The 22251-nt window shown below is 58.9% G+C and carries 18 protein-coding genes; 5 read left to right on the top strand and 13 right to left on the bottom strand.

Going from position 1 to position 22251, the window contains the following annotated elements; genetic code table 11:
* Nucleotides 1-86 precede the first annotated feature (86 nt).
* Nucleotides 87-689 (top strand): peroxiredoxin C, encoded by a 603-nt coding sequence (locus G7090_RS04985; protein WP_106992117.1) that lies wholly within the window; start codon nucleotides 87-89, stop codon nucleotides 687-689.
* A 43-nt stretch (nucleotides 690-732) separates the two neighbouring features.
* On the opposite strand, the gene G7090_RS04980 is transcribed toward G7090_RS04985, so the two are convergent.
* From G7090_RS04980 to phoB, 7 genes are all read right to left on the bottom strand, one after another.
* Nucleotides 733-2118, bottom strand: coding sequence for a DUF3999 family protein (locus tag G7090_RS04980; RefSeq protein ID WP_166181701.1), 1386 nt, complete (start codon nucleotides 2116-2118; stop codon nucleotides 733-735).
* A complete protein-coding gene (locus G7090_RS04975) occupies nucleotides 2115-4730 on the bottom strand; it encodes a DUF2339 domain-containing protein (protein WP_166181700.1) in 2616 nt (871 codons plus the stop codon). Before G7090_RS04975 ends, G7090_RS04980 begins: the two co-directional genes overlap by 4 nt.
* Before the next feature lie 91 nt (nucleotides 4731-4821).
* A complete protein-coding gene (gene malZ, locus G7090_RS04970; RefSeq protein ID WP_166181699.1) occupies nucleotides 4822-6639 on the bottom strand; it encodes a maltodextrin glucosidase in 1818 nt (605 codons plus the stop codon).
* A gap of 131 nt (nucleotides 6640-6770) precedes the next feature.
* Nucleotides 6771-8144, bottom strand: coding sequence for a proline-specific permease ProY (gene proY / locus G7090_RS04965; RefSeq protein ID WP_106992113.1), 1374 nt, complete (start codon nucleotides 8142-8144; stop codon nucleotides 6771-6773).
* Nucleotides 8145-8224: 80 nt separating this feature from the next.
* Nucleotides 8225-9544 carry a branched-chain amino acid transporter carrier protein BrnQ gene (gene brnQ, locus G7090_RS04960; protein WP_106992112.1) on the bottom strand — a complete coding sequence of 440 codons (1320 nt, stop codon included), beginning with the start codon at nucleotides 9542-9544 and terminating at the stop codon, nucleotides 8225-8227.
* A 409-nt stretch (nucleotides 9545-9953) separates the two neighbouring features.
* Nucleotides 9954-11249 carry a phosphate regulon sensor histidine kinase PhoR gene (gene phoR / locus G7090_RS04955; protein ID WP_166181698.1) on the bottom strand — a complete coding sequence of 432 codons (1296 nt, stop codon included), beginning with the start codon at nucleotides 11247-11249 and terminating at the stop codon, nucleotides 9954-9956.
* A 21-nt stretch (nucleotides 11250-11270) separates the two neighbouring features.
* On the bottom strand, nucleotides 11271-11960 hold the full coding sequence (gene phoB, locus G7090_RS04950; RefSeq protein ID WP_032616792.1) for a phosphate response regulator transcription factor PhoB: 690 nt from the start codon (nucleotides 11958-11960) through the stop codon (nucleotides 11271-11273).
* A 194-nt stretch (nucleotides 11961-12154) separates the two neighbouring features.
* Here phoB and sbcD point away from each other — a divergent pair, with 194 nt between their 5' ends.
* Together sbcD and sbcC are read left to right on the top strand one after the other, a co-directional pair.
* Nucleotides 12155-13360 carry an exonuclease subunit SbcD gene (sbcD, locus tag G7090_RS04945; RefSeq protein WP_166181697.1) on the top strand — a complete coding sequence of 402 codons (1206 nt, stop codon included), beginning with the start codon at nucleotides 12155-12157 and terminating at the stop codon, nucleotides 13358-13360.
* A complete protein-coding gene (gene sbcC / locus G7090_RS04940; RefSeq protein WP_166181696.1) occupies nucleotides 13357-16488 on the top strand; it encodes an exonuclease subunit SbcC in 3132 nt (1043 codons plus the stop codon). The genes sbcD and sbcC overlap by 4 nt, the downstream gene beginning before the upstream one ends.
* A gap of 91 nt (nucleotides 16489-16579) precedes the next feature.
* Here the strand turns inward: sbcC and mak are convergent, their stop codons facing one another.
* Nucleotides 16580-17485, bottom strand: a complete 906-nt coding sequence (mak, locus tag G7090_RS04935) for a fructokinase (protein WP_166181695.1) — start codon at nucleotides 17483-17485, stop codon at nucleotides 16580-16582.
* Nucleotides 17486-17609: 124 nt separating this feature from the next.
* Here mak and rdgC point away from each other — a divergent pair, with 124 nt between their 5' ends.
* Nucleotides 17610-18521, top strand: coding sequence for a recombination-associated protein RdgC (rdgC, locus tag G7090_RS04930; protein WP_106992793.1), 912 nt, complete (start codon nucleotides 17610-17612; stop codon nucleotides 18519-18521).
* A gap of 57 nt (nucleotides 18522-18578) precedes the next feature.
* Here the strand turns inward: rdgC and ppnP are convergent, their stop codons facing one another.
* From ppnP to G7090_RS04905, 5 genes are all read right to left on the bottom strand, one after another.
* Complete coding sequence (ppnP, locus tag G7090_RS04925) at nucleotides 18579-18863, bottom strand: pyrimidine/purine nucleoside phosphorylase (RefSeq protein WP_106992107.1); 285 nt, start codon at nucleotides 18861-18863, stop codon at nucleotides 18579-18581.
* A gap of 72 nt (nucleotides 18864-18935) precedes the next feature.
* A complete protein-coding gene (locus tag G7090_RS04920; RefSeq protein ID WP_166181694.1) occupies nucleotides 18936-19613 on the bottom strand; it encodes an AroM family protein in 678 nt (225 codons plus the stop codon).
* Nucleotides 19614-19856: 243 nt separating this feature from the next.
* Complete coding sequence (gene yaiA / locus G7090_RS04915; protein ID WP_106992105.1) at nucleotides 19857-20048, bottom strand: protein YaiA; 192 nt, start codon at nucleotides 20046-20048, stop codon at nucleotides 19857-19859.
* A 46-nt stretch (nucleotides 20049-20094) separates the two neighbouring features.
* Nucleotides 20095-20619, bottom strand: a complete 525-nt coding sequence (gene aroL, locus G7090_RS04910; RefSeq protein ID WP_106992104.1) for a shikimate kinase AroL — start codon at nucleotides 20617-20619, stop codon at nucleotides 20095-20097.
* 272 nt (nucleotides 20620-20891) lie between these two features.
* Complete coding sequence (locus G7090_RS04905; protein ID WP_166181693.1) at nucleotides 20892-21350, bottom strand: YaiI/YqxD family protein; 459 nt, start codon at nucleotides 21348-21350, stop codon at nucleotides 20892-20894.
* A gap of 86 nt (nucleotides 21351-21436) precedes the next feature.
* On the opposite strand from G7090_RS04905, the gene proC reads away from it, so the two are divergent.
* A complete protein-coding gene (proC, locus tag G7090_RS04900; protein WP_106992102.1) occupies nucleotides 21437-22246 on the top strand; it encodes a pyrroline-5-carboxylate reductase in 810 nt (269 codons plus the stop codon).
* The last annotated feature ends 5 nt before the right edge of the window (nucleotides 22247-22251 follow it).

Genomic DNA, 22251 nt, shown 5'->3' with positions numbered 1-22251 from the left:
CAGCGCCTCTTTGTCTTTAGGGCGAACACTCTCTATACTGGCCCGCGTTGCGTTCCAAATAACCTTAGTAATCACAGGAGAATCACATGGTTCTGGTAACTCGTCCGGCCCCGGATTTTACAGCAGCAGCTGTACTGGGCAGCGGTGAAATCGTTGAAAACTTCAACTTCAAACAGCACACCAACGGTAAAGCCACCGTTCTGTTCTTCTGGCCAATGGATTTCACCTTCGTTTGCCCGTCTGAGCTGATTGCTTTCGACAAGCGTTACGAAGAATTCCAGAAGCGTGGCGTGGAAGTGGTTGGCGTCTCCTTCGACTCTGAGTTTGTACACAACGCATGGCGTAACACCCCTGTCGACAACGGCGGCATCGGTCAAGTGAAATACGCGATGGTTGCGGACATCAAACGCGAAATCCAGCAGGCTTACGGTATCGAGCATCCGGACGCGGGCGTTGCCCTGCGTGGTTCCTTCCTGATCGACGCTAACGGTATCGTGCGTCACCAGGTGGTGAACGATCTGCCACTGGGTCGTAACATCGACGAAATGCTGCGTATGGTTGACGCGCTGCAGTTCCACGAAGAGCACGGTGAAGTGTGCCCGGCTCAGTGGGAAAAAGGTAAAGAAGGTATGGCCGCGTCTCCAGCAGGCGTTGCTAAATACCTGACCGAAAACGTATCCAGCCTGTAATCGGCACGGTTTACGAAAAAGGCCCGCAAATGCGGGCCTTTTTTTATGCCTTACGCTGTGTCTCCCGCCAGATGCGCCAGGCCATGCCTGCCAGCAGAATCACGCCCGCAATCAGTACGCCCCACACCAGCAGTGCGGTCATCCTGCTCTCCCGCTCGGCCGCGGAGGTGGCGGTCAGACGCCCCTCGCCGCCTAACGCGACATTATCCTGAATATCAGCCTGCGGCAGGTTTGCCATATCATAGGTTTTGCGCAGGTCGGCAGGGATCAGCATGTCGGGCTCCACTTTTGCAGGCTTTGCCGCCCCGTTGCCCCAGGCGAGCACATACGGCGCTTTCCCCTGCGCGTTGAACACCAGCTCATAGCGGTCGCGATGCCCCATGACGCCCGGCAGGTATTCTGGCAAACGCGCATTCAGCGTCGTGATTTTTACCGCCTGCACCAGCCCCCCGTTAAGCGAAACCGGTGGAGACATTTTCCCTTCCAGACGGTAAAGGACCTCTTTTTTCAGCGGGTGCCATGCGTCTTTTTTGCTACTCCGCCACGCGATCTCCACGGGAAGGATGCCATCGCCATTCAGTGAGATGCTGACAGCACTCAGCGGCTGCGGTCGCGTCCAGTGCCACTGGACTTCACTTGTCGATAACTGTTCTCCTTCCCCTTCCAGGCTGATCTCTTCCGGGGCCGTCTGCGCAGGTGCGCTAATTGCGTTTACGCCGGTCAGGGTTATCTTCTGGCTTTGCGTATTCAGCACCACCATGAGATAGCGATTCGCATCGGGAGATAAAACCATATCGGTATCGATCCGGTCGAGCTTAAGGCGATCCTGGCCGCTGACCACGTCCAGCAGAGGCATATCCTGGCGCAGGGTATACCACTGCTTAAGATCCTCGCTGTAATAAACCGACGCCGTTCCCTGCCACGGCGTCTGAGGGCTATTCCAGAGCAGCTGCAACTGGGACAGGGCCATCTCGCCCGTCGCCTGCTCCGGCAAAGTCAGCAGATAATGTTGCCCGGCTGCGGCGGCTTTTTGCCCCTCCAGCACAATCTCTACGCCGTTTCGGGAGCGGAGCAGGATTTTATCGCTATCCTCATCCCCGCGCGCAGGTGTGAGCGGCGAGGCGTCCAGAGTAAAGAGGCGAAGTGGTGTGGATTGCGCTGACGCTTGCGGACGCGTTACGGTGACCAGGCTGAAGGGAACCGGCTCGCCCGACTGATTAAAGACACGGACATCATGCAGATCGGGTGACGTGCTCTGCTCATAGACGGCGAGCGGGAGCGCGACCCGATACCACTGGGAAGGGGCGGACGTATCCAGTGAACGACCAAAGGCATAGTCCCGGGGCGATTCCGTTTGTCCCTCGTCGCAAAGCGCCGGGCCGGAAAGCACCAGCAGCGCGCTATACGCCACCGCTTTCATCCATTTCATTTTTCATCTCCTGTTTTGGGCGGCAGCGGTGAGAAATAACCTACGATCAGTACCAGGATTGCCACGCCGATAAACGCCACCGCGCGCGACAGCCCGCCTCCGCCCGCGCTGTCTACCAGCATCAGTTTAACCATCACGACACCCAGCAGCGCAGCGCCGCAGAGCCACTCCTGCCGGGAAGCCCGACGGGTGGCATGGATCATGACCACCAGCGCGCTCAGCATCCAGAACAGGGCAAAACAGGTCTGGACAAGCCGGGAATCCCACAGCGATTCCATATTCCAGGCCACGTCGCCATACCAGGCCAGCGCGCGCATTAGCGCACCGTTAAGCCACCAGAATCCAAACGCCATAAGCGCGACGGCAGGCCACGGGCGGGCTTGCGAAAGCAACGCAGGGTAGTAGCGATCCACCGCCCGATAAAAGATCACCAGCCCCAGCAGCGCGAACGCGGCCCCTTCCTCAAGCGGGTTCACCAGCGGTAGCCAGGTCTGGCGATAGACCACGCCGTCCTGGAAATTGGTCACGACCAATAACACCAGCTGCGCCACGACAACAGGGATCGGTGCCAGGCAGGCGTATAGCGCTGGCCACTCCCGGAACGGCCACCCGCGACGCCGTACCGCCGCAGATAGCGCCATAATTAAACCGCCACCCGCGGCCATCGCCAGTCCACTGCCCCAGGCCGCCATCCCCCACGGCAACGACCGGGCAAACCAGTAAAGCTCGGCGGCCAGCGCCACTAAAATCATCCAGAACAGCGACAGATGCAGCCCCATCGCGATGCGCGGCTGGAGCCTTTTACCGTCGCGCCGCAGCAGCATCAGTGCGGCAGGAAGCGCAACGCACCAGGCCAGATTTGACCAGTCAGCGGCAAAGACCTGCTGATGCCAGAGCTGATAAGCCACCATCAGCAGCATCAGCGGCCACAGCAGCCATTTGCTGGCATCCAGCTCCCGCCACGCCAGACGAGCGGCCGCCTGCCGCCAGCCCAGGACCGAGACGGTCGAGAGCGCCAGCACGCCTGCCAGAACGGATAATTCCTGCTTCAGCATCAGCTGCGACGCCCCCAGCAGCGCCACTATCCAGAACAGCAGCCCGCCGGCCAGCAGTACCCAACTGACGGGCAGAACGATTTCCCGCCACAGCCAGGCCGCAGCCAGCCAGCAAAGGCTGAGGACGGCGAAGATAAGCAGCAGGCTCAGCGATGTCACACCGTTCGTTTGCGCCCACAGCGCGCTACCCAGTGCCAGCACCAGCAGCGCCGTCCCGCTATAGCTCATGCGCCGCTGCTGCTGTTGCACGCCCAGCCAGAGGATACCCAGCCCCTCCAGCCCCCAGGCCATCGCCGTCCAGCGAGCCGACAGCGCCAGCGGAATGGCGAGCGTGGCAAACCCGCCGCCGATCGCCAGCGCCGCCATGACCAGCGGCCGTCCGAGGGAGGGATAGCGCCGTAGCGCGAGGAACGCCAGCGAGAGGTAAAACGCACCGTACCCCAGCGCGCTGAGCGCCGGGCCGTAGGTCCAGTGCTGAGTCATGCCGTACTGCATTCCAAAACCAACCAGCGGCGGGGCAAACAGCAGCACGCCGTCAATAATCTGCTTCCCTTTCTCCTGCGCCCGCAGCGACAGCGCCACGCTCAGTACGCCGAATATCAGCGTGTTGGCAATCAGGAACAGCTGGCAGATCCCATAGTCTTCAGGCCGGTAGTCGTTCAGCCCCCAAAGGCCGCCGACGCCGAATGTAAACAGCAGCCCGAGCAGATTCAGCTCGCGCCAGTGCTGCCAGATGCTGATCGCGAGAATGCCGATGGAAAGCAGAAGGTAGAAAGAGAACAGCGCCACAAAGCTGCCGCCTCCGGTAGACAAGAGCAGCGGCGCAAGATACCCACCGAGACTCGCCAGCATAGCGAGGCTCAGCGCCCTCTGCAGCACCGCCAGCCCGACGCTCGCCGCGCAAATGACCACCAGCAGTGCAAAGGCCAGCGTCATCGGCAACATCTGCCAGAGCCGGAAGGCGCCAAAGACGGTCAGATAGAGGATGCCTGTCGCCCCACCCTGGAGGATCAGGGAATAGACGCGCTGTTTGTGCCGCAGCCGCCACCCGAAGACCAGCAGGACCATAGCAAACAGCGCCGTCGCGGCCAGGCGCAGCTCAAGCGGAAACAGGGAGTGCTCGACGGTATAGCGCAGGAGAAATGAAAGGCCGAGAAAGAGCAGCAGGATCCCAAGCTTCGCCAGCGGATTGCCCTGCATGAACCAGCGCACCAGCGACGTCAGTATGCCGCCAAAGGCAGAAGGCTGTTTTGCCGCGGGCGCAGGAGCCGGAGCAGGTGCTGCCGCGGCAGCGGGAATATTCGGGCGCCAGGGGTCGACAGGCGCGGGCGCGTCGTCAACCACCGGCTCGGCCACGACCACCGGCGCAGCAGCCTGTTCAGGATCCGGCGCTTTTTCTGTCACGCCGCGCTGCTCAAGGGCCTCAATGCGCTGGCGCAGCCGGGCGATCTCCTGTTTCGCCGCCGTGCTTCGATTAAATCCGATAACCGCAAGCACGGGCGCAACCACCAGCGCAAAAATCAGGAACAGACAGCCAAGGATGTAAAGCTCGTCCATGTTTCCACCTTCACCGTTAACAATCCGTTAAGATTGACACAAATCGTTGCATTTACGCCATCTTAAAAGGTGGGAACCGTTCCGCCCGACATTAACTGCCGAACCAGACCGCAGCGGAGATCGCAGGAAGCGTGAGCACGCCGTCCTGGAACGTCGCTTTACCCTCTTTGCTCTTCCACGTTTTACCCGCCAGCAGCGGTGAATCTTCCAGCACCACTTCGCAGGCCTCGCCCCGGTTAATCGCCACCAGCACGCGCTGTTGATTATAGACGCGAACAAAGACCACCACGTTATCGTGGGCGTAGACCACCTGGCAGCCGCCGTAGCGCAGCGCCTGGCTCTGTTTACGCAGTTTGATCAGCCGCTGATAGAGCGTGAACAGCCCCTGGTCCTGCCTTTCGGCCTCCCACGGGAAGGTCTTGCGGCAGAACGGATCGTTATTGCCGTCCAGCCCGACCTCGTCCCCGTAGTAAATGCACGGCACCCCAGGCCAGGTAAACAGCCAGGTCACCGCCAGCGGCAGGCGCGCCACGTCTTTGCCGAGCAGCGACTTAAAGCGGGCGGTATCATGGCTGTCGAGCTGGTTGAACATGCGTAACTGCTGCTGATGCGACAGGCTGGCGCGGTAGTTATCCATCCATTTCATGCAGGTCTCCGCGTCGATCAGCTGCGGATCGTAGGAGATATCGGTGTTAGCGAGGAAGCCCCACACCGGGAAGGTGAAACCGCGATAGTTCATCGCCGAATCTTCCGCATCGGCCTGCAGCCACTGGCGGGCATCACCAAAGTGCTCGCCAAAGACGAAGGCGTCGGGCCGGGCCTGCTTCGCGGAACGGGTGATCCCGTTGACGTGCTGCAGGTTATGGCGTGCTCCGCCCCCTTCCCCAAGCATATGCACCACATCCAGCCGCCAGCCGTCCATATTCCACGGGGCTTTCAGCCAGTGGCGGACGATGCTGTCTTCGCCGCCGTAGATCTCGTCCACCAGGGTGGGTGACTGATAATCGAGCTTCGGCAAGCTGGCGTAGCCCAGCCAGTCGAGGGCCCGGCCTCCGTCGTCAAAGCTGTACCAGTCCCGCTGGGGCGAGTCCGGGTTATGGCAGGCGCCGCCCGTCCCGCGGTTATGGCGGTCGAACCAGGCGTGAGAATCACCGCTGTGGTTAAACACGCCGTCGAGGATCAGGCGCATCCCTTCCCGGTGGGTATTTTCCCGCAGGCGTAACAGGGCCTCGTCGCCGCCAAACTGCTCATCCACGTGGCGGTAATCTTCGGTGTCGTACTTATGCACGCTGGGAGCGACAAACACCGGGTTGAGGTACAGCGCCGTGACGCCGAGTTTTTTCAGATACGGCAGCTTCTCGCTGATGCCATCGAGATCGCCGCCGTAAAAGGTTGAGCCCCCCGCCTGGGCGCTAACCGGCTCATCCCATTGATGGAAAATCGTCTCGTGACCGGCGGCATGGTGAAAGTAGGTTTTGTCCCGCTCCGGGTTGCGCTGCTGGCTGCGGGCGAAGCGGTCCGGGAAGATCTGGTAAAAGACCTGCTCGACCACCCACTCCGGCCCGGCATCCGGGTAATCGACGGCGAACTGCTCCAGGCGGGCGGGTGGGAAACGGCTGAACCCCTGCGGGGTAAACCACAGCTGGCGGTTATGCCAGAGCATTTTAAAGCTGTAGCGGTGCCGCGGCTGCCCTTTCGTTGTGTCGATAGTGGCCCGCCAGGCGGTGACGCCGGGCTGTGGCTGGCTGCGCAGCTTGTGCATCGGCAGCGAGGTCTCTTCATTATCGAATTCAGCGCGCATCGTTACCCGTTCAGGCAGGTTCTCGCCCGTCAGCCACAGCGTGATGACGAGTTTATCGTTGTTTTGCTTAACAAATGGGGCAACCGGCAGGTGCCATGCATTCAACATCTTTTATCCCCTATCCCAGAAATGAGGTCACCTTGCCACAGGGTAGTTGATGTTCACTCCTCACGATGAGGTTTATTGGGGGAGGAGGAAGGGGGAGGAGAAAAATGCCCGGCATTTGCCGGGCATTCTGATTACTGCGCTTCTGCTAACTGACGCTCGCGGCGGCGTTTAAACACCCAGCCCACCAGCAGCAGGGCAATCCACGCGAAGCCGACATACAGCGAGATGCGGGTTTCCGGGTGGTAACCAATCAGGCCGATAATAAAGACCAGGAAGATCAGGCCAACCACGGTCGTTGCCACCCCGCCCGGGACTTTAAACTTCAGCGCTTTCACCTCATCCGGCGACAAACGACGGCGGAAGCCAATCTGCGACATCAGAATCATGATCCACACCCAGACGGTGGCAAAGGTCGCAAGCGACGCAATCACCAGGAAGACGTTCTCCGGCATGATGTAGTTCAGATAGACCGACAGCAGCAGCGCCACGGTCATCACCAGCACCGTCACCCACGGCGTGCCGCGGCTGGAGGTTTTGGCGAAGGCCTTCGGCGCACTGCCCTGCTCCGCCATGCCGTGCAGCATACGCCCGACGCCGAAGACGTCGGCGTTGATGGCGGAGAGCGAGGCGGTCAGCACCACAAAGTTCAGGATGCTGGCGGCAAAGGTAATGCCCAGATGCTGGAAGGTGAGCACGAACGGGCTGCCGTTGGTGCCGACCTGGTTCCACGGATAAATGGACATGATCACAAACAGCGTGCCCACGTAGAAAATCAGAATACGCATCGGCACCGAGTTGATGGCGCGCGGAATAGACTTCTCAGGGTCTTTCGCTTCACCGGCGGTAATACCGATGATTTCGATCCCACCGTAGGCGAACATCACCATCTGCAGCGACATCACCATGCCGATCCAGCCGTTGCTGAAGAAGCCGCCGTTGCTCCACAGATTGTGGATCCCGGTCGGTTGTCCGCCGTTGCCAATCCCCCAGATGATGATGCCGATACCGGCGGCAATCATGATGATGATGGTGGCAACTTTGAAGAAGGAGAACCAGAACTCCAGCTCGCCGAACACCTTCACGCTCATCAGATTGATGGCGCAGATGATCAGCACCACGCTGAGTACCCAGACCCAGTGCGGCACCGTCGGGAACCAGACGCCCATATAGATGCCGAAGGCCGTCACGTCGGCGATGGCCACAATCAGGATTTCGAAGCAGTAGGTCCAGCCGGTGATATACCCGGCCAGCGGGCCTAAGTTTTCCTGAGCATAGCGGGAGAAGGAGCTGGCTGACGGGTTATGAACGGACATCTCCCCCAGGGCACGCATGATGATGTAGGCGGCAACACCGCCAATAAGATATGCCAGCAGAACGCTGGGACCGGCCATTTTGATGGCATCTGCCGAGCCATAAAAAAGACCGGTGCCGATTGCAGAACCCAGCGCCATAAAGCGGATGTGGCGGGCGCTCAATCCACGCTTGAGTTTGTTAGTGCTTTCCATTTTTTGACTTGCCAATTGAGACTAAAAAAAACAAAAAACCACGGGGCATTACGCCCCGTGGTTTAACTTTCAGCCGTTGCTTAGTGCGCGTTCGAAGTAACCTGACGCCCTGCAGCACGATCCCAGATAATAGCCAGTACCAGTGCCACAACGGTAGGCATCAGCCACGCCAGACCCTGTTCAGACAGCGGCAGACGCTGTGTCCAGGCGGGCAGCATGGCGCTGATTGCCGATGCCTTAATGCCGTCAAGCATACCAAAAAGCAGACTGATAAACATGGCCGGGGCGATAATTCGTGTGGAATTATTCCACCAGCCACGGGTGAAGCTCAGCACAACCAGCACGATGCACGGCGGGTAAATGGTGGTCAGCACCGGAATAGAGACCTGAATCAGGTGGCTCAGACCCAGGTTTGACACCGCCATCGAGAAGCCGCCGAGGATAAACACCAGCGTACGATAGGAGAGCGGAACATACTGAGCAAAGAACTCTGCACAGGCACAGGTCAGGCCAACCGCAGTCACCAGACAGGCCAGGAAGATCAGGATAGCCAGCATCATGCTGCCCGCACCGCCAAAGGTGTGCTGCACGTAGGCATGTAAAATAGCTGCACCGTTCGCGCCCTGGTCAACCAGCACGCTGCTGTCGGAACCCAGACGGAACAGCGCCAGATAGAGCAGTGCCAGGCCCGCGCCCGCCATCAGGCCAGCCCAGACGGTGTAACGGGTCAGCAGACGTGCTTCGGTCACGCCACGGGAACGCGCGGCGTTAACGATCACGATCCCGAACGCCATCGCGCCCAGCGTATCCATGGTCAGGTAGCCGTTCACAAAGCCGTTAGAGAAGGCCGCGTTTTGATAGGCTTCGGTAGCCGAGCTCAGCGGGCCAGCCGGCCAGACAATCGCCGCGACCGCCAGCACCACCAGCGCCAGAATCTTCAGCGGGGCGAGGAAGTTGCCCACGGTATCCAGCAGTTTACCCGGGTAGAGCGACACCAGGATCACGATAGCAAAGTAGACCAGGCTGTAGATAAACAGCGGCAGCGGGCCATCACCGGTTAGCGGGGCAATCCCCACTTCGAAGGAGACGGTCGCGGTACGAGGGGTCGCGAACAGTGGACCGATCGCCAGATAGCAGACGACGGCCAGCATCACCCCGGCCACTTTACCAATCGGCGCGCTGAGGCTATCGACGCCGCCGCCAACTTTCGCCAGCGCCACGACGGTCAGAACCGGCAGGCCCACAGCGGTGATCAGAAAGCCGAGCGCCGCGGTCCAGACATGTTCACCCGCCTGCAGGCCAACCATAGGTGGGAAGATGATGTTGCCTGCGCCAACGAACAGCGCAAATGTCATAAAGCCCAGTGCGATGATGTCACGCGATTTCAATTGATGGGTCATAGAACCTTACTGCCTGTGGATGTGGTGTTGAAAACGTTGAATTTTTCGCTATCCCATGCGGAACAAAACAGCGGAAAAAATGTGCAATTTCAGCGGGAAATGCTCCCCTGCTGCCGTGGTCAGGAATATTTTTTCGATTTACCACGCAAATACAGTCTGTCCGACAACATCAGGAGGGCAATTTAAACGCTTATAACGTTTAAAGGCAATATGGGATCGCAAAACCAGAACAATATACCAGCCTGAAAGTCAGACCTGAAACATTACACCAATTATAAGAAAAACCCATGGCTAATCATGCGAACAAAAAAGCAACAGGCGTATAAAATTTATCCGCGCTTCGGTTGACTGCAAAGCAAACAGGCCAGCTTACGCTGGCCTGTGGCAATATCTGATTACAGGTTGGCTGTCAGGCGCTGTTACTGGCAATCAAACGTTCCGGGATCACGAAACTGAAACGCGTACTTTTGCCCGGCGTGCTGACAATATCGAGACGGCTGTCGTGATGATTAATGGCGTGCTTGACGATAGCCAGCCCCAGACCACTGCCGCCGGTCTGGCGGGAACGGGCTTTATCCACCCGATAAAAACGCTCGGTAAGACGGGGAATATGTTCCGGACCGATACCCGGGCCATCATCCTCGACGCTGAACTCCGCCCCCGTGGGCGCATGCTGCCAGCGCACGGTGATGTGGGTCCCCGCCGGGGTATGATTCACCGCGTTATAGACCAGGTTGGAGATGGCACTGCGCAACTCATCGTTACTGCCGCGCACTTTGAGGCTGTTATCCACTTCAAAGGTGATCTGGTGCTGCTGCTGGCTTAAGGTTTGCGCCTCACGCTCTAACATCCGCAGCATCATCGGCACATCAATGGTTTCGTTGAGCGCTAAGGTTGGCGCGGCCTCAATGCGGGAGAGGGTCAGGAGCTGTTTCACCAGCCCTTCCATCCGTTGCGTCTGCTCGCGCATGGTCTGCAACGCTTTTTCCCGCGGTGCGCCCTCCAGGGTCTGCTCCTGCATCATCTCCAGATAGCCCTGCAACACCGTCAGCGGCGTGCGTAATTCATGGCTGACGTTGGCGAAGAAGTTGCGCCGTGCCCCTTCCAGCTGGTGCATCTGGGTCACATCGCGCGCCACCATCAGCCACTGTTTGTCGCTGTAGGGCATCACGCGGATCTCCAGATGGCGACCGGTGTTCAGCACCAGATTGTGCGGGCGGGTGAAATCGCGTTTTTTCAGGTACTGCGCAAACTCAGGGTAACGCAGCAGGTTGAGGATGTTCTGTCCATTATCGTCCGGCCAGCGCAGGCCCAGCAGCTGTTGCGCCAGTCCGTTACACCAGAACATCGCCCCCTCTTCGGTGGTGAGCACCACCGCATCCGGCAGGGATTCCGCACCGCTGCGAAAGCGTTTGATCAGGCTGCCCAGCTCGCGTCGGCGTTTTTTATTACGCATCTGCATCTGGTGCAGGCCATACAGCAGCGGTTCCCAGCTGCCGCTTCCCGGCGGAGGGGTCATGCTTCTGTCAACCCACAGCCACCATGACAGGCGGAGCAGATTCCAGAAGTGCCAGACCAGCAGTCCAGTGACTGCCGCCAGCAAAAACCAGGGTAGATAACCGAAAAGGGCCCCGAGGATCAGGGCCGGGATACAGCAAAGAATCAGTTCAAAGCAGAGCCTTTTCCATGACAGACGTTCCAGCACGCGTCACACTCCTGTCATTGTTCAGAAACGGGTTGAGAAACGATAACCCGTGCCGCGGACGGTCTGTACCATGCGATCGTGACCGCTGGTTTCCAGGGCCTTACGCAGACGACGAATATGTACATCCACCGTCCGGTCTTCAACGTATACGTTAGTGCCCCAGACATTATTGAGCAACTGCTCGCGGCTGTAGACGCGCTCCGGGTGGGTCATGAAGAAGTGCAACAGTTTGAATTCGGTAGGCCCCATATCAAGGGGATTTTCACCGGTCATGACGCGGTGCGAAGTAGGGTCCAGGCTCAGGCCCTGCATCTCAATCACCTCTTCCACCGCCATCGGTGAAATACGGCGCATCACGGCCTTGATACGCGCCACCAGCTCTTTCGGAGAGAAAGGTTTGGTGATGTAGTCATCCGCGCCGGTCTCAAGGCCGCGAACACGATCTTCCTCTTCGCCGCGCGCGGTCAACATCATCACCGGGATATCGCGGGTTAAGGCTTCACGTTTGATATGTTTGATGAATTGCAGACCTGAGCCGCCGGGCAACATCCAGTCGAGCAGGATCAGATCGGGCCAGGGTTCGTTGAGCTGATTCACCGCGCTGTCGTAATCTTCGGCTTCTACCGGTTGAAAGCCATTTTGTTCGAGCACAAAGCAGACCATTTCACGAATGGGTGCTTCATCTTCTACGACCAGAATACGTCTCGCCATACTTAGCCCTGTCTTATTTAGGTTACATGTTTGTAATACGGCGTCATTATGCGTCAGATTTATGACAGATTTATGAAAAACCTGCCCACCAATAAAGGCAAGCCGTTGTTTTCTGGCTGCCCTGATTGTAGCGGTTATCTTCCTTCCCCTGAATGTTTATAATCCTGCTTACTTTTTTTTGCCACGGATCTGTTATGCGCATACTTCACACCTCGGACTGGCATCTGGGACAGAACTTTTACAGTAAAAGCCGCGCCGCCGAACATGAAGCCTTCCTCACCTGGCTGCTTGAGATGGCAGAATCCCACCAGGTGGACGCCATCCTCGTGGCCGGGGACATCTTCGACACCGGATCGCCGCCAAGCTATGCGCGAGAGCTGTATAACCGTTTCGTGGTCAACCTTCAGAAGACCGGCTGTCATCTGGTGATTGTGGCCGGCAACCATGATTCCGTGGCCACGCTGAATGAATCCCGTGAAATTCTGGCCTTTCTTAATACCACCGTGGTCGCCAGCGCCGGCCACGGGCCGCAGATCCTGCGCAAACGCGACGGGACGCCCGGCGCGGTGCTGTGCCCGATCCCGTTCTTGCGCCCTCGCGACGTGATGAAAAGCCAGGCGGGCCTCTCCGGGATTCAGAAACAGCAGCAGCTGTTAGAGGCCATCACCCACTATTATGCCGAACAATATACCGCCGCCTGCCAGCTTCGCGGCGACAGCGTCCTGCCGATTATCGCCACCGGGCATCTCACCACCGTCGGGGCCAGTAAAAGTGACGCGGTACGTGACATCTACATCGGGACGCTGGACGCCTTCCCGGCACAGCATTTCCCGGCGGCGGACTATATTGCGCTGGGCCATATTCACCGCGCCCAGAAGATTGGCGGCTGCGATCACATTCGCTACTGCGGCTCCCCTATCCCCCTCAGCTTTGATGAAACCGGCAAAAGCAAAAGCGTGCATCTGGTGAGTTTTGACCAGGGTAAGCTCAGCGCTGTCGACGCCCTGGAGGTGCCCATCACCCAACCGCTGGCGGTGCTGAAGGGCGATCTGGCGGCCATCGCCGCCCAGCTTGAGCAGTGGCGCGGCGTGGCGCAGACGCCTCCCGTCTGGCTGGATATCGAAATTGCCACCGAGGAGTACCTGCACGACATGCAGCGTAAGATTCAGCACCTGACGGAAGATCTGCCGGTAGAGGTGCTGCTGGTGCGGCGCAGCCGCGAGCTGCGCGAGAAGCTCCTCGCCAACAGCCTGCGTGAAACCCTCAGCGAGCTGCGGGTGGAGGAGGTGTTTGAGCGCCGCCTGGCGCAGGAGACCCTCGATGACGCCCGGCGGGCCCGGTTAAACGAGCTGTTCAGCCATACGCTGCACGCGCTGGATAACGAGGAGGATAACGCATGAAAATTCTCAGCCTGCGTCTGAAAAACCTCAACTCGCTCAAGGGCGAATGGAAAATCGACTTTACCGCCGAGCCTTTTCTCAGCAACGGCCTGTTTGCCATCACCGGCCCGACCGGCGCCGGGAAAACCACCCTGCTGGATGCCATCTGCCTGGCGCTCTATCACGAGACGCCGCGCCTCAACACCGTCTCGCAATCGCAGAACGATCTGATGACCCGCGACACCGCCGAGTGTCTGGCGGAGGTGGAGTTTGAGGTGAAAGGCGTCGCCTACCGCGCCTTCTGGAGCCAGAACCGGGCGCGCAATCAGCCGGACGGCAATCTGCAGGTGCCGCGCGTGGAGCTGGCCCAGTGTGAAGACGGCAAAATCCTCGCGGATAAAGTGAAGGATAAACTGGAGCTTGTCGCCTCGCTGACCGGGCTGGACTATGACCGCTTTACCCGCTCGATGCTGCTCTCCCAGGGGCAATTTGCCGCCTTCCTCAACGCCCGGCCGAAAGAGCGCGCCGAACTGCTGGAGGAGCTGACCGGGACCGAAATTTACGGCCAGATCTCGGCGATGGTGTTTGAAAAACATAAAGCCGCCCGCAGCGAGCTGGAGAGGCGTGAAGCCCAGGCCGCCGGGGTGGTGTTACTCAGCGACGAGCAACAGCAGCAGCTCCAGCAAGGTTTGCAGGTACTTACTGACGAAGAACAACAGCTGCTGGCCCAACAGCAGGCCCAGCAGAAAGCGTTTAACTGGCTGACCCGCCACGATGAACTGCTGCGCGAGCAGCAGCGGTCGATGGCCGCGCAGCAGCAGGCGCAGCAGGCCCTGACCGACGCCACCCCCGAGCTGGAAAAGCTGCATCTGGCCCAGCCCGCTGCCCTGCTGCGCCCGCAGTGGGAACGACAGCAGGAGCAGATCGCCCGCCTGGCGCAAACGGAACAGCAGATACTGGATGTGAATACTCGCTTACAGTCCAGCGAGGCGCTGCGCGCGCGGATCCGCAACGGGGCGCTGCGCGTACAGGATCAGTTGCAGACCGAATTCACCACCCTGACGCAATGGCTGGCCGACCACGACCGCTTCCGCCAGTGGGGTCAGGAGATGGCGGGCTGGCGGGCGCACTTCACCCAGCTAAACCGGGATAAAACGCAGCTCGCGACGTTGACCCGGCGTATCGCGGAATTACGCCAGAAGCTGGCGGGCCTGCCGGAAAACACCCTGACGCTCACGGCAGAACAAGTTGCCGCCGAAATGGCGCAGCAAACTCAGGCCCGCGCGGCGCGCCAGCGTCTGACCACTCTCCATGCCCGCTATCAGCCCCTGCAAAAGCGGCTCAGCCAGAATAATGAGAGCGTGCAAAAGGCGCAGGGCGATCTGGCAAAACTCAATGAAACGCTGACGCTGCGCCGCCAGCAGTACAAAGAGAAAAACCAGCACTATCTCGATCTAAAGGCCTTATGCGAGCAGGAAGAGAAGATCAAAAAGCTGGAGAGCTATCGGGCGGAACTGGAGGCCGGCAAACCCTGCCTGCTTTGCGGGTCCACCGAGCACCCTGCCATTGCACAATACCAGGCGTTAGCGCTCACGGAAAACCAGCTTCGCCGGGAGGCGATGGAGAAAGAGGTCGCCACCCTTAAAGAGGAGGGCCTGCTGGTGCTGGGCCAGGTGAACGCCCTCACCACACAACTGCAGCGGGAAACTGACGAGGCGCAGACGCTGGTCCGGGACGCGCAGGCGCTCACTGAAGAGTGGCAGCAGGTTTGCACCTCCCTGAGGGTGAACCTGAATATTCAGGATGATATTGCCCCCTGGCTGGATCAGCAGGAGCAGTACGAACAGCAGCTATACCAGCTTAGCCAGCGCCTGACGCTGCAAAGTCAGCTCAACGAAGAGGAAGCCCTGCAACAAAGCCATCTCCAGCAGCTGGCGGCAGCGCGCACCGCGATGGAGCAATCTCTTCAGGCGTTGTCGCTGGCGATGCCCGAAGACGGCGCAGAGCAGGCCTGGCTCGCTGAACGTGAACAAGCGTCGCAGCGCTGGCAGGCGCAGCAGTCTCAGCATAGCGCCCTGCGGGACCGCATCACTGCCCTGACACCGCTGCTGGAGACCCTTCCAGCCACGGAATCGGCTGAAGCAGAAAGCGTTATCCCGGAAAACTGGCGCGAGATCCATACCGAGTGTGTGTCGCTGCACAGCCAGCTTGCCACCCTGCAACAGCAGCGCAAACTGGAGAGCGAACGCCTGCAGCATGCCGAAGCGCAGTTTGCCGCCGCGCTGGCCGCCAGCGTCTTTGCCGATCGCGAGGCGTTTCTCGCCGCCCTGCTGGATGACGATACCCTCCACCGCCTGGAGCAACGCAAGCAGACCCTGGAGAACCAGATCCAGCAGGCGACGGCGCTGCTCCAGCAGGCCGGTCAGCGGCTGAACGAGCATCTGGAACACCGCCCCGAAGGAGTGACCTCAGAAGCCCCGGTTCTTCAGGAGCAGCTACAGCAGCTCGCGCTCCGGCTTCGCGAAAACACCACCCGCCAGGGGGAGATCCGCCAGCAGCTCAAGCAGGACAGCGATAACCGCCTGCACCAGCAGGCGCTGATGCAGGAGATTGAGGCTGCAGCCCGGCTGGCGGATGACTGGGGGTATCTCAACGCGCTGATCGGTTCTAAAGAGGGCGATCGCTTCCGTAAGTTTGCCCAGGGCTTAACCCTCGACAACCTGGTGTGGCTCGCCAACCAGCAACTGACCCGCCTGCATGGTCGCTACCTGCTGCAACGCAAGGCCAGCGACGCGCTGGAGCTGGAGGTGATGGATACCTGGCAGGCGGATGCCGTGCGCGATACCCGTACTCTCTCCGGCGGGGAGAGCTTCCTCGTGAGTCTGGCGCTGGCGCTGGCGCTCTCCGACCTGGTGAGCCATAAAACGCAGATTGACTCGCTGTTCCTCGATGAGGGCTTTGGCACCCTCGACAGCGAAACGCTGGATACCGCCCTGGATGCGCTGGACGCGCTGAATGCCAGCGGCAAAACCATTGGCGTCATCAGCCACGTCGAGGCGATGAAAGAGCGCATTCCGGTGCAGATCAAAGTGAAGAAGATTAACGGGCTGGGGTACAGCAGGCTGGATAAGGTATTTGCGGTGGATTAACGGTGCGGTCTTTACCCCTCACCCTGACCCTCTCCCCACAGGGGAGAGGGAACAAACACTAAAAACGGCAACGTACGTTGCCGTTTTGCTTTTATTCTGGCCACAACCAGGCCGCGCCGCGTACGCCGCTGGAGTCGCCGTGCACCGCTTTGCGGATAGGGGTTTCGAATTCACCGCCAAACACCCACTGCTTCACCAGCTGCGGAACGGTGGTATACAGACGATCCACGTTGCTCATTCCACCGCCCAGCACAATGACATCCGGGTCAAGGATATTCACCACGTGCGCTAGCGATTTGGCCAGCCGCATTTCGTAGCGGCTGAAGGCCAGCTCCGCGACGGCATCCTGCTCTTCCACCAGGCGCATGATCTCGTTGCCTTTAAGCGGATGCCCGCTCAGACGGCGGTAATCGGTAGCGAAGCCGGTGCCGGAGATAAAGGTTTCGATACAGCCCTGTTTGCCGCAGTAGCACGGCACTTCAGCGCGGTACTTCAACTCATCCTCATCCATCCACGGCAGCGGGTTGTGCCCCCACTCCCCTGCGGTGCCGTTGCCGCCGCTATGGGCGCGGCCGCCAAAGGCCACCCCTGCTCCGCAGCCGGTGCCGATGATCACCGCAAATACCGTCTGCGCGCCCGCCGCTGCACCATCAATGGCTTCCGACACCGCGAGGCAGTTGGCGTCGTTCGCGAGGCGCACCTCACGGTTCAGCCGCTGGCTTAAATCGCGGTCGAAGGGCTGGCCGTTAAGCCAGGTGGAGTTAGCATTTTTCACCACCCCGGTATAGGGCGAAATCGAACCTGGAATGCCCATGCCCACCGTGCCCGTCTGGCCGGTGGCCTTTTCGGCCATCTCCACCAGGCTGGCGATGGTTTCGATGGTCTGCTGATAGTCGTCACGCGGGGTCGGCAGGCGATGGCGGAACAGCTGTTCCCCCTGCTCGCCCAGAGCAATGACTTCTGTTTTGGTGCCGCCGAGATCTATACCAATTCGCACAGGACGTTCCTCATTTTTTTGATTATCAACAGAGTAGAAGCCTGCTACCCGATTAGCAATGCAAGCGATGCGACAATTCGCTATCATGCCCGCTGAATTAAACGACAAGACCGTGGAAATTATCATGCTGTGGTTCAAAAATTTGATGGTTTACCGTCTCAGCCGCGACATCGAGCTGCGCGCCGACGAGATGGAAAAACAGTTAGACCTTTACGCATTTACCCCGTGTGGCAGCCAGGACATGGCGAAAACCGGATGGGTTCCGCCTATGGGATCACAAAGCGATGCGCTGACCCACACTACCAATGGTCAAATCATCATCTGTGCGCGTAAGGAAGAGAAGATCCTGCCGACGCCGGTGGTGAAACAGGCGCTGGAAGCCAAAATTTTCAAGCTTGAAGCCGAACAGGGCCGTAAGCTGAAAAAAACCGAAAAAGATTCGCTGAAAGATGAAGTTCTTCACTCGTTGCTGCCGCGTGCCTTTAGCCGCTTCAGCCAGACCATGATGTGGATCGACACGGTTAACGGCCTGATTATGGTCGACTGCGCCAGCGCCAAAAAAGCAGAAGATACGCTGGCGTTGCTGCGTAAAAGCCTCGGTTCGCTGCCGGTGGTGCCGCTGACGATGGAAAACCCGATCGAGCTGACCCTCACCGAGTGGGTGCGGGGCAACAGCGTTCCGCAGGGCTTCCAGCTGCTGGACGAAGCCGAACTGAAAGCGATCCTCGAAGACGGCGGCGTGATCCGCGCCAAGAAGCAGGAGCTGGTCAGCGACGAAATCGCAGTACACATCGAAGCCGGCAAGCTGGTGACCAAGCTGGCGCTCGACTGGCAGCAGCGCATTCAATTCATGATGTGTGACGATGGCTCGATCAAGCGACTGAAGTTCTCCGATGAGCTTCGCGATCAGAACGACGATATCGACCGGGACGACTATGCCCAGCGTTTTGATGCTGACTTCATTCTGATGACGGGTGAACTGGCGGCGTTGATTCAGAGCGTGGTGGAAGGATTGGGCGGCGAAGCACAGCGTTAATGCTTAATACCAGGCTTTATGCCAGAAACAGGAGCCGGGTTAACCCGGCTCTTTTTTTTACAGGTAACGACACAGATAGGACGCAGGCTCAGCTACCTGCAGATGGAACTCGCTGTGGCCGGGTACGTTAAAAACATCGCCCGGGTTATACACTTTCCACTCCGTTTCCCCCGGCAATAATACTTTCAGTGAACCGCTGACCACGGTCATCTCTTCAGGCTGCGCGGTACCGAAGGCATACTCCCCTTCCGCCATCACGCCAACACTGGCACGGCCAGTAATGCTGCTGGTAAAACCAATGGACTTCACTTTACCGGAAAAGTATTCATTACTCTGAAGCATGGACTGGTCCTTATTGTCATTGGATGTGAATCCAATATAGGGGTGACGCTCCATGCCTGTCACGCAAAATCATCAGACCAGCAATTCCGAGGCCAGCCGGGCTACCAGCACGTTTGACAGCAGCACTGGCACATCCAACGTTTTTTGCAGTAAATCGCGGTGGCGTTGATGGAAACCGAGGCAATCGAGCATCAGAACGTCCGCGCCGCGCTCCAGCAGATCGCGTCCGGCGTCGATCAGTTTCGCTTCGCTGTCCCAGAACGGATTCGCCACGGAAAGCAGCGGCGTTTTGACCAGCCCGCGCCACTTGTGCGACTGGTTCTCCAGCAGCTCGGGGATCGGCACGATCACCCCCACCTGATGGCTGTCGACAATCGATCCCACCAGCGGCGGGATGATCCGCATCGGTTCCAGCAGGATCGCATTACGGGCAACGAGCCCGGTGATGGGCGCGGTACTCATCAGCAGGATGACTTCATAATCCTGATTATCGAGCACTTCGATAACGCTTTGCAGGGCACGCTCGATCTTTGGCAGCGAGACATTGCCCAGCTCGCCGTCGCTGAGCAGGGTTGGCAGCTGCGCCTCCCCCGGTTCAGGGGCGTAGTCTTCCATGACCTCTTCCCGGCTCAGCGTACCGAGCAGACTGTGATGCGTGATCTGTTGTTCAGAGATATGCTCCGTTAAGAGCGGGAGTACTTCGCTTACCGGGACTACCCCAATGGTGAGGATCGCCAACGTCGCTTTCATTGTTCTCGCCTTTCTTTACTACCACTACCGTGATCGGGACACAGAGACAGGCTCGCTTCGCTGTACAGTGCGCTGTTCAGAAAAAGTGCTGAAAAGCGTAGCAGTTGATTAACGAGCCGGAATGTAAAGATCCGCGAGCCTGACAGGATGTGTCTGTTAAGCCAGTACATTACCCTCCGTTTAAAGTTATCGCTTTTTAAATAGTGTGATTAGGGTACGGTTTTTTCCGCTTTCAGAATTTGATCAGGCTTTATCGGGATCTTCATAACGCTTTTTGGCATCCTGCGCTTCCAGCTCCGTTTCGTGCTCGCTGATCAGCGAATCGGGTTTCGGGTGGTCGGCGCGCAGCTGATACCAGGTGACAGTCTGGCCCGTCGCACCTTTTTCAACGGCAACAATACGGGCTTCACGTGGATAGGGAGGTCTGGTTGGCATAGTTCATCCTTTTTTTTCATGGCTGAACTAACAGTATAGACATCAGTTAGCTGGCGCATGCTAGATGCAGTGCGGTTACGATATTTTGCACCACCTGAGCCGGTGGCAGAGAGGCATCCACCACGTGGTGAGCCGCTTCGCGATAGAGGGCGTCGCGCTCTGCCAACACGGCGCTCACCTCTTCGCTGATGGGCTTGCCGGTCAGGGTCGGGCGCTGGCCCTCTTCCGGGAAGGCTTCCAGGCGTTCGACCAGCACCGGCACCGGGGCGCACAGGTAAATCACCGTTCCCTTTTCGCGCATAAACTGCCGGTTATAAGCCGATAAAATAATGCCGCCGCCGGTGGCAATGATGCCGGAACCCGCCGTCACCGCCTCGAGAGTGGCCGTCTCGCGGGCGCGGAAGCTCTCCCACCCTTCCTGCTCAACGATCTCAGCAATGCTCTGACCGGCATGGGTCTGCAACCAGTGATCGGTGTCAACAAATTCGCTCTGGCACAGACGCGCCAGTTCCAGGCCGACGGTGGTTTTTCCACAGCCGCGGGGGCCAATTAAAAAAATAGGCTGGGTCATAACCAGGTGTTCCCCTTAAGGCCGCAGGCATGCGGTGGGTGAAGTCGAAAAGAGTGCCATGATACCATTAAGCTAGTACACAAGTAATCGTAAAAAATTTATTACATCAGGCGTGGCGTTAATATGCCATTTCACTCAATGCCAGAAATATCAGGGGATATCCTGTAAAGAAATGATTGCACTTAACGGTGCGCTCACCTTACCTGAACCCACCCGCCGTTGACAACCCCGGAACGAGGTAATAGTGGCCGAATCATATGTCACAGTGATGATTAACTCTGGCGGCGTTTCACTTCCAGCAGCCATTTATCGAGTTCGGCAGCAAACACTTGTCTGTCGCGCTGGGACAAACTGTCCGGCCCGCCGGTCTGGACGCCGCTGGCGCGCAGCGTATCCATAAAATCGCGCATGGTCAGCTTTTCGCGGATGGTGGCCGGGGAGTAACGTTCCCCGCGCGGATTCAGCGCCGCCGCCCCTTTCTCCAGCACTTCTGCCGCCAGCGGGATATCGGCGGTGATCACCAGGTCCCCGGGGCTGCACTGGCGCACGATTTCGTTATCGGCCACGTCAAAACCGGCCGGCACGCGCAGGGTGCGTATAAAGCGGGACGGCGGCACGCGCAGGGTCTGATTCGCCACCAGCGTCATCGGCATCTGCACGCGCTCGGCGGCACGAAACAGGATCTCTTTAATGACATTCGGACACGCATCGGCATCCACCCAAATCGCCATCTTCTCTCTCCGGCATATAATGCTGCGTGATAAAACCTGATAGGCTAAAGTTCCACAATCATAACAAAGTTTAAGAGGGAGACGTGATGGAGAAGAAAATCGGTTTTATCGGCTGCGGTAACATGGGCAAAGCCATTCTCGGCGGTCTGATCGCCAGCGGCCAGGTGCTGCCAGGCCAGATCTGGGTCTATACCCCGTCGCCTGACAAGGTTGCCGCTCTGCACGATCAGTATGGCGTCAACGCCGCGCAAAGCGCCCAGGAAGTGGCGCAGGTGGCCGATATCGTCTTCGGCGCGGTGAAGCCGAACATGATGGTGAAAGTCCTGAGCGACGTCACCTCCAGCCTGAATAAAGATACGCTGGTGGTCTCTATCGCCGCGGGCGTTACCCTCGACCAGCTGGCGCGCGCCCTGGGCCATGACCGTAAAATTGTCCGCGCGATGCCTAACACGCCGTCGCTGGTCAACGCAGGCATGACCTCCATCACCCCTAACGCGCTGGTGACCGCTGAAGAAGTGGCCGATGTGATCAATATTTTCCGCTGCTTCGGGGAAGCCGAAGTGATTGCCGAGGCGATGATCCACCCGGTAGTCGGGGTCAGCGGTTCGGCGCCTGCCTACGTATTTATGTTTATTGAAGCGATGGCCGATGCGGCCGTTCTGGGGGGAATGCCCCGTGCGCAGGCCTATAAATTTGCCGCACAGGCGGTGATGGGGTCAGCCAAAATGGTACTCGAAACCGGCAAGCATCCGGGCGAGCTGAAAGATATGGTCTGTTCCCCGGGCGGCACTACCATCGAAGCGGTGCGGGTGCTGGAGGAGCGCGGCTTCCGTGCTGCCGTCATTGAAGCCATGACGAAGTGCATGGAAAAATCAGAGCTGCTAAGTAAGTCCTGACCGAC

Origin of the sequence: Leclercia sp. 29361, from assembly GCF_011290365.1 — a bacterium.
Classification (GTDB): Bacteria; Pseudomonadota; Gammaproteobacteria; order Enterobacterales; family Enterobacteriaceae; genus Enterobacter; species Enterobacter tamurae.
Note: the sequence above shows the minus strand (reverse complement) of the source record. Positions and strands in the feature narration are given on the sequence as shown.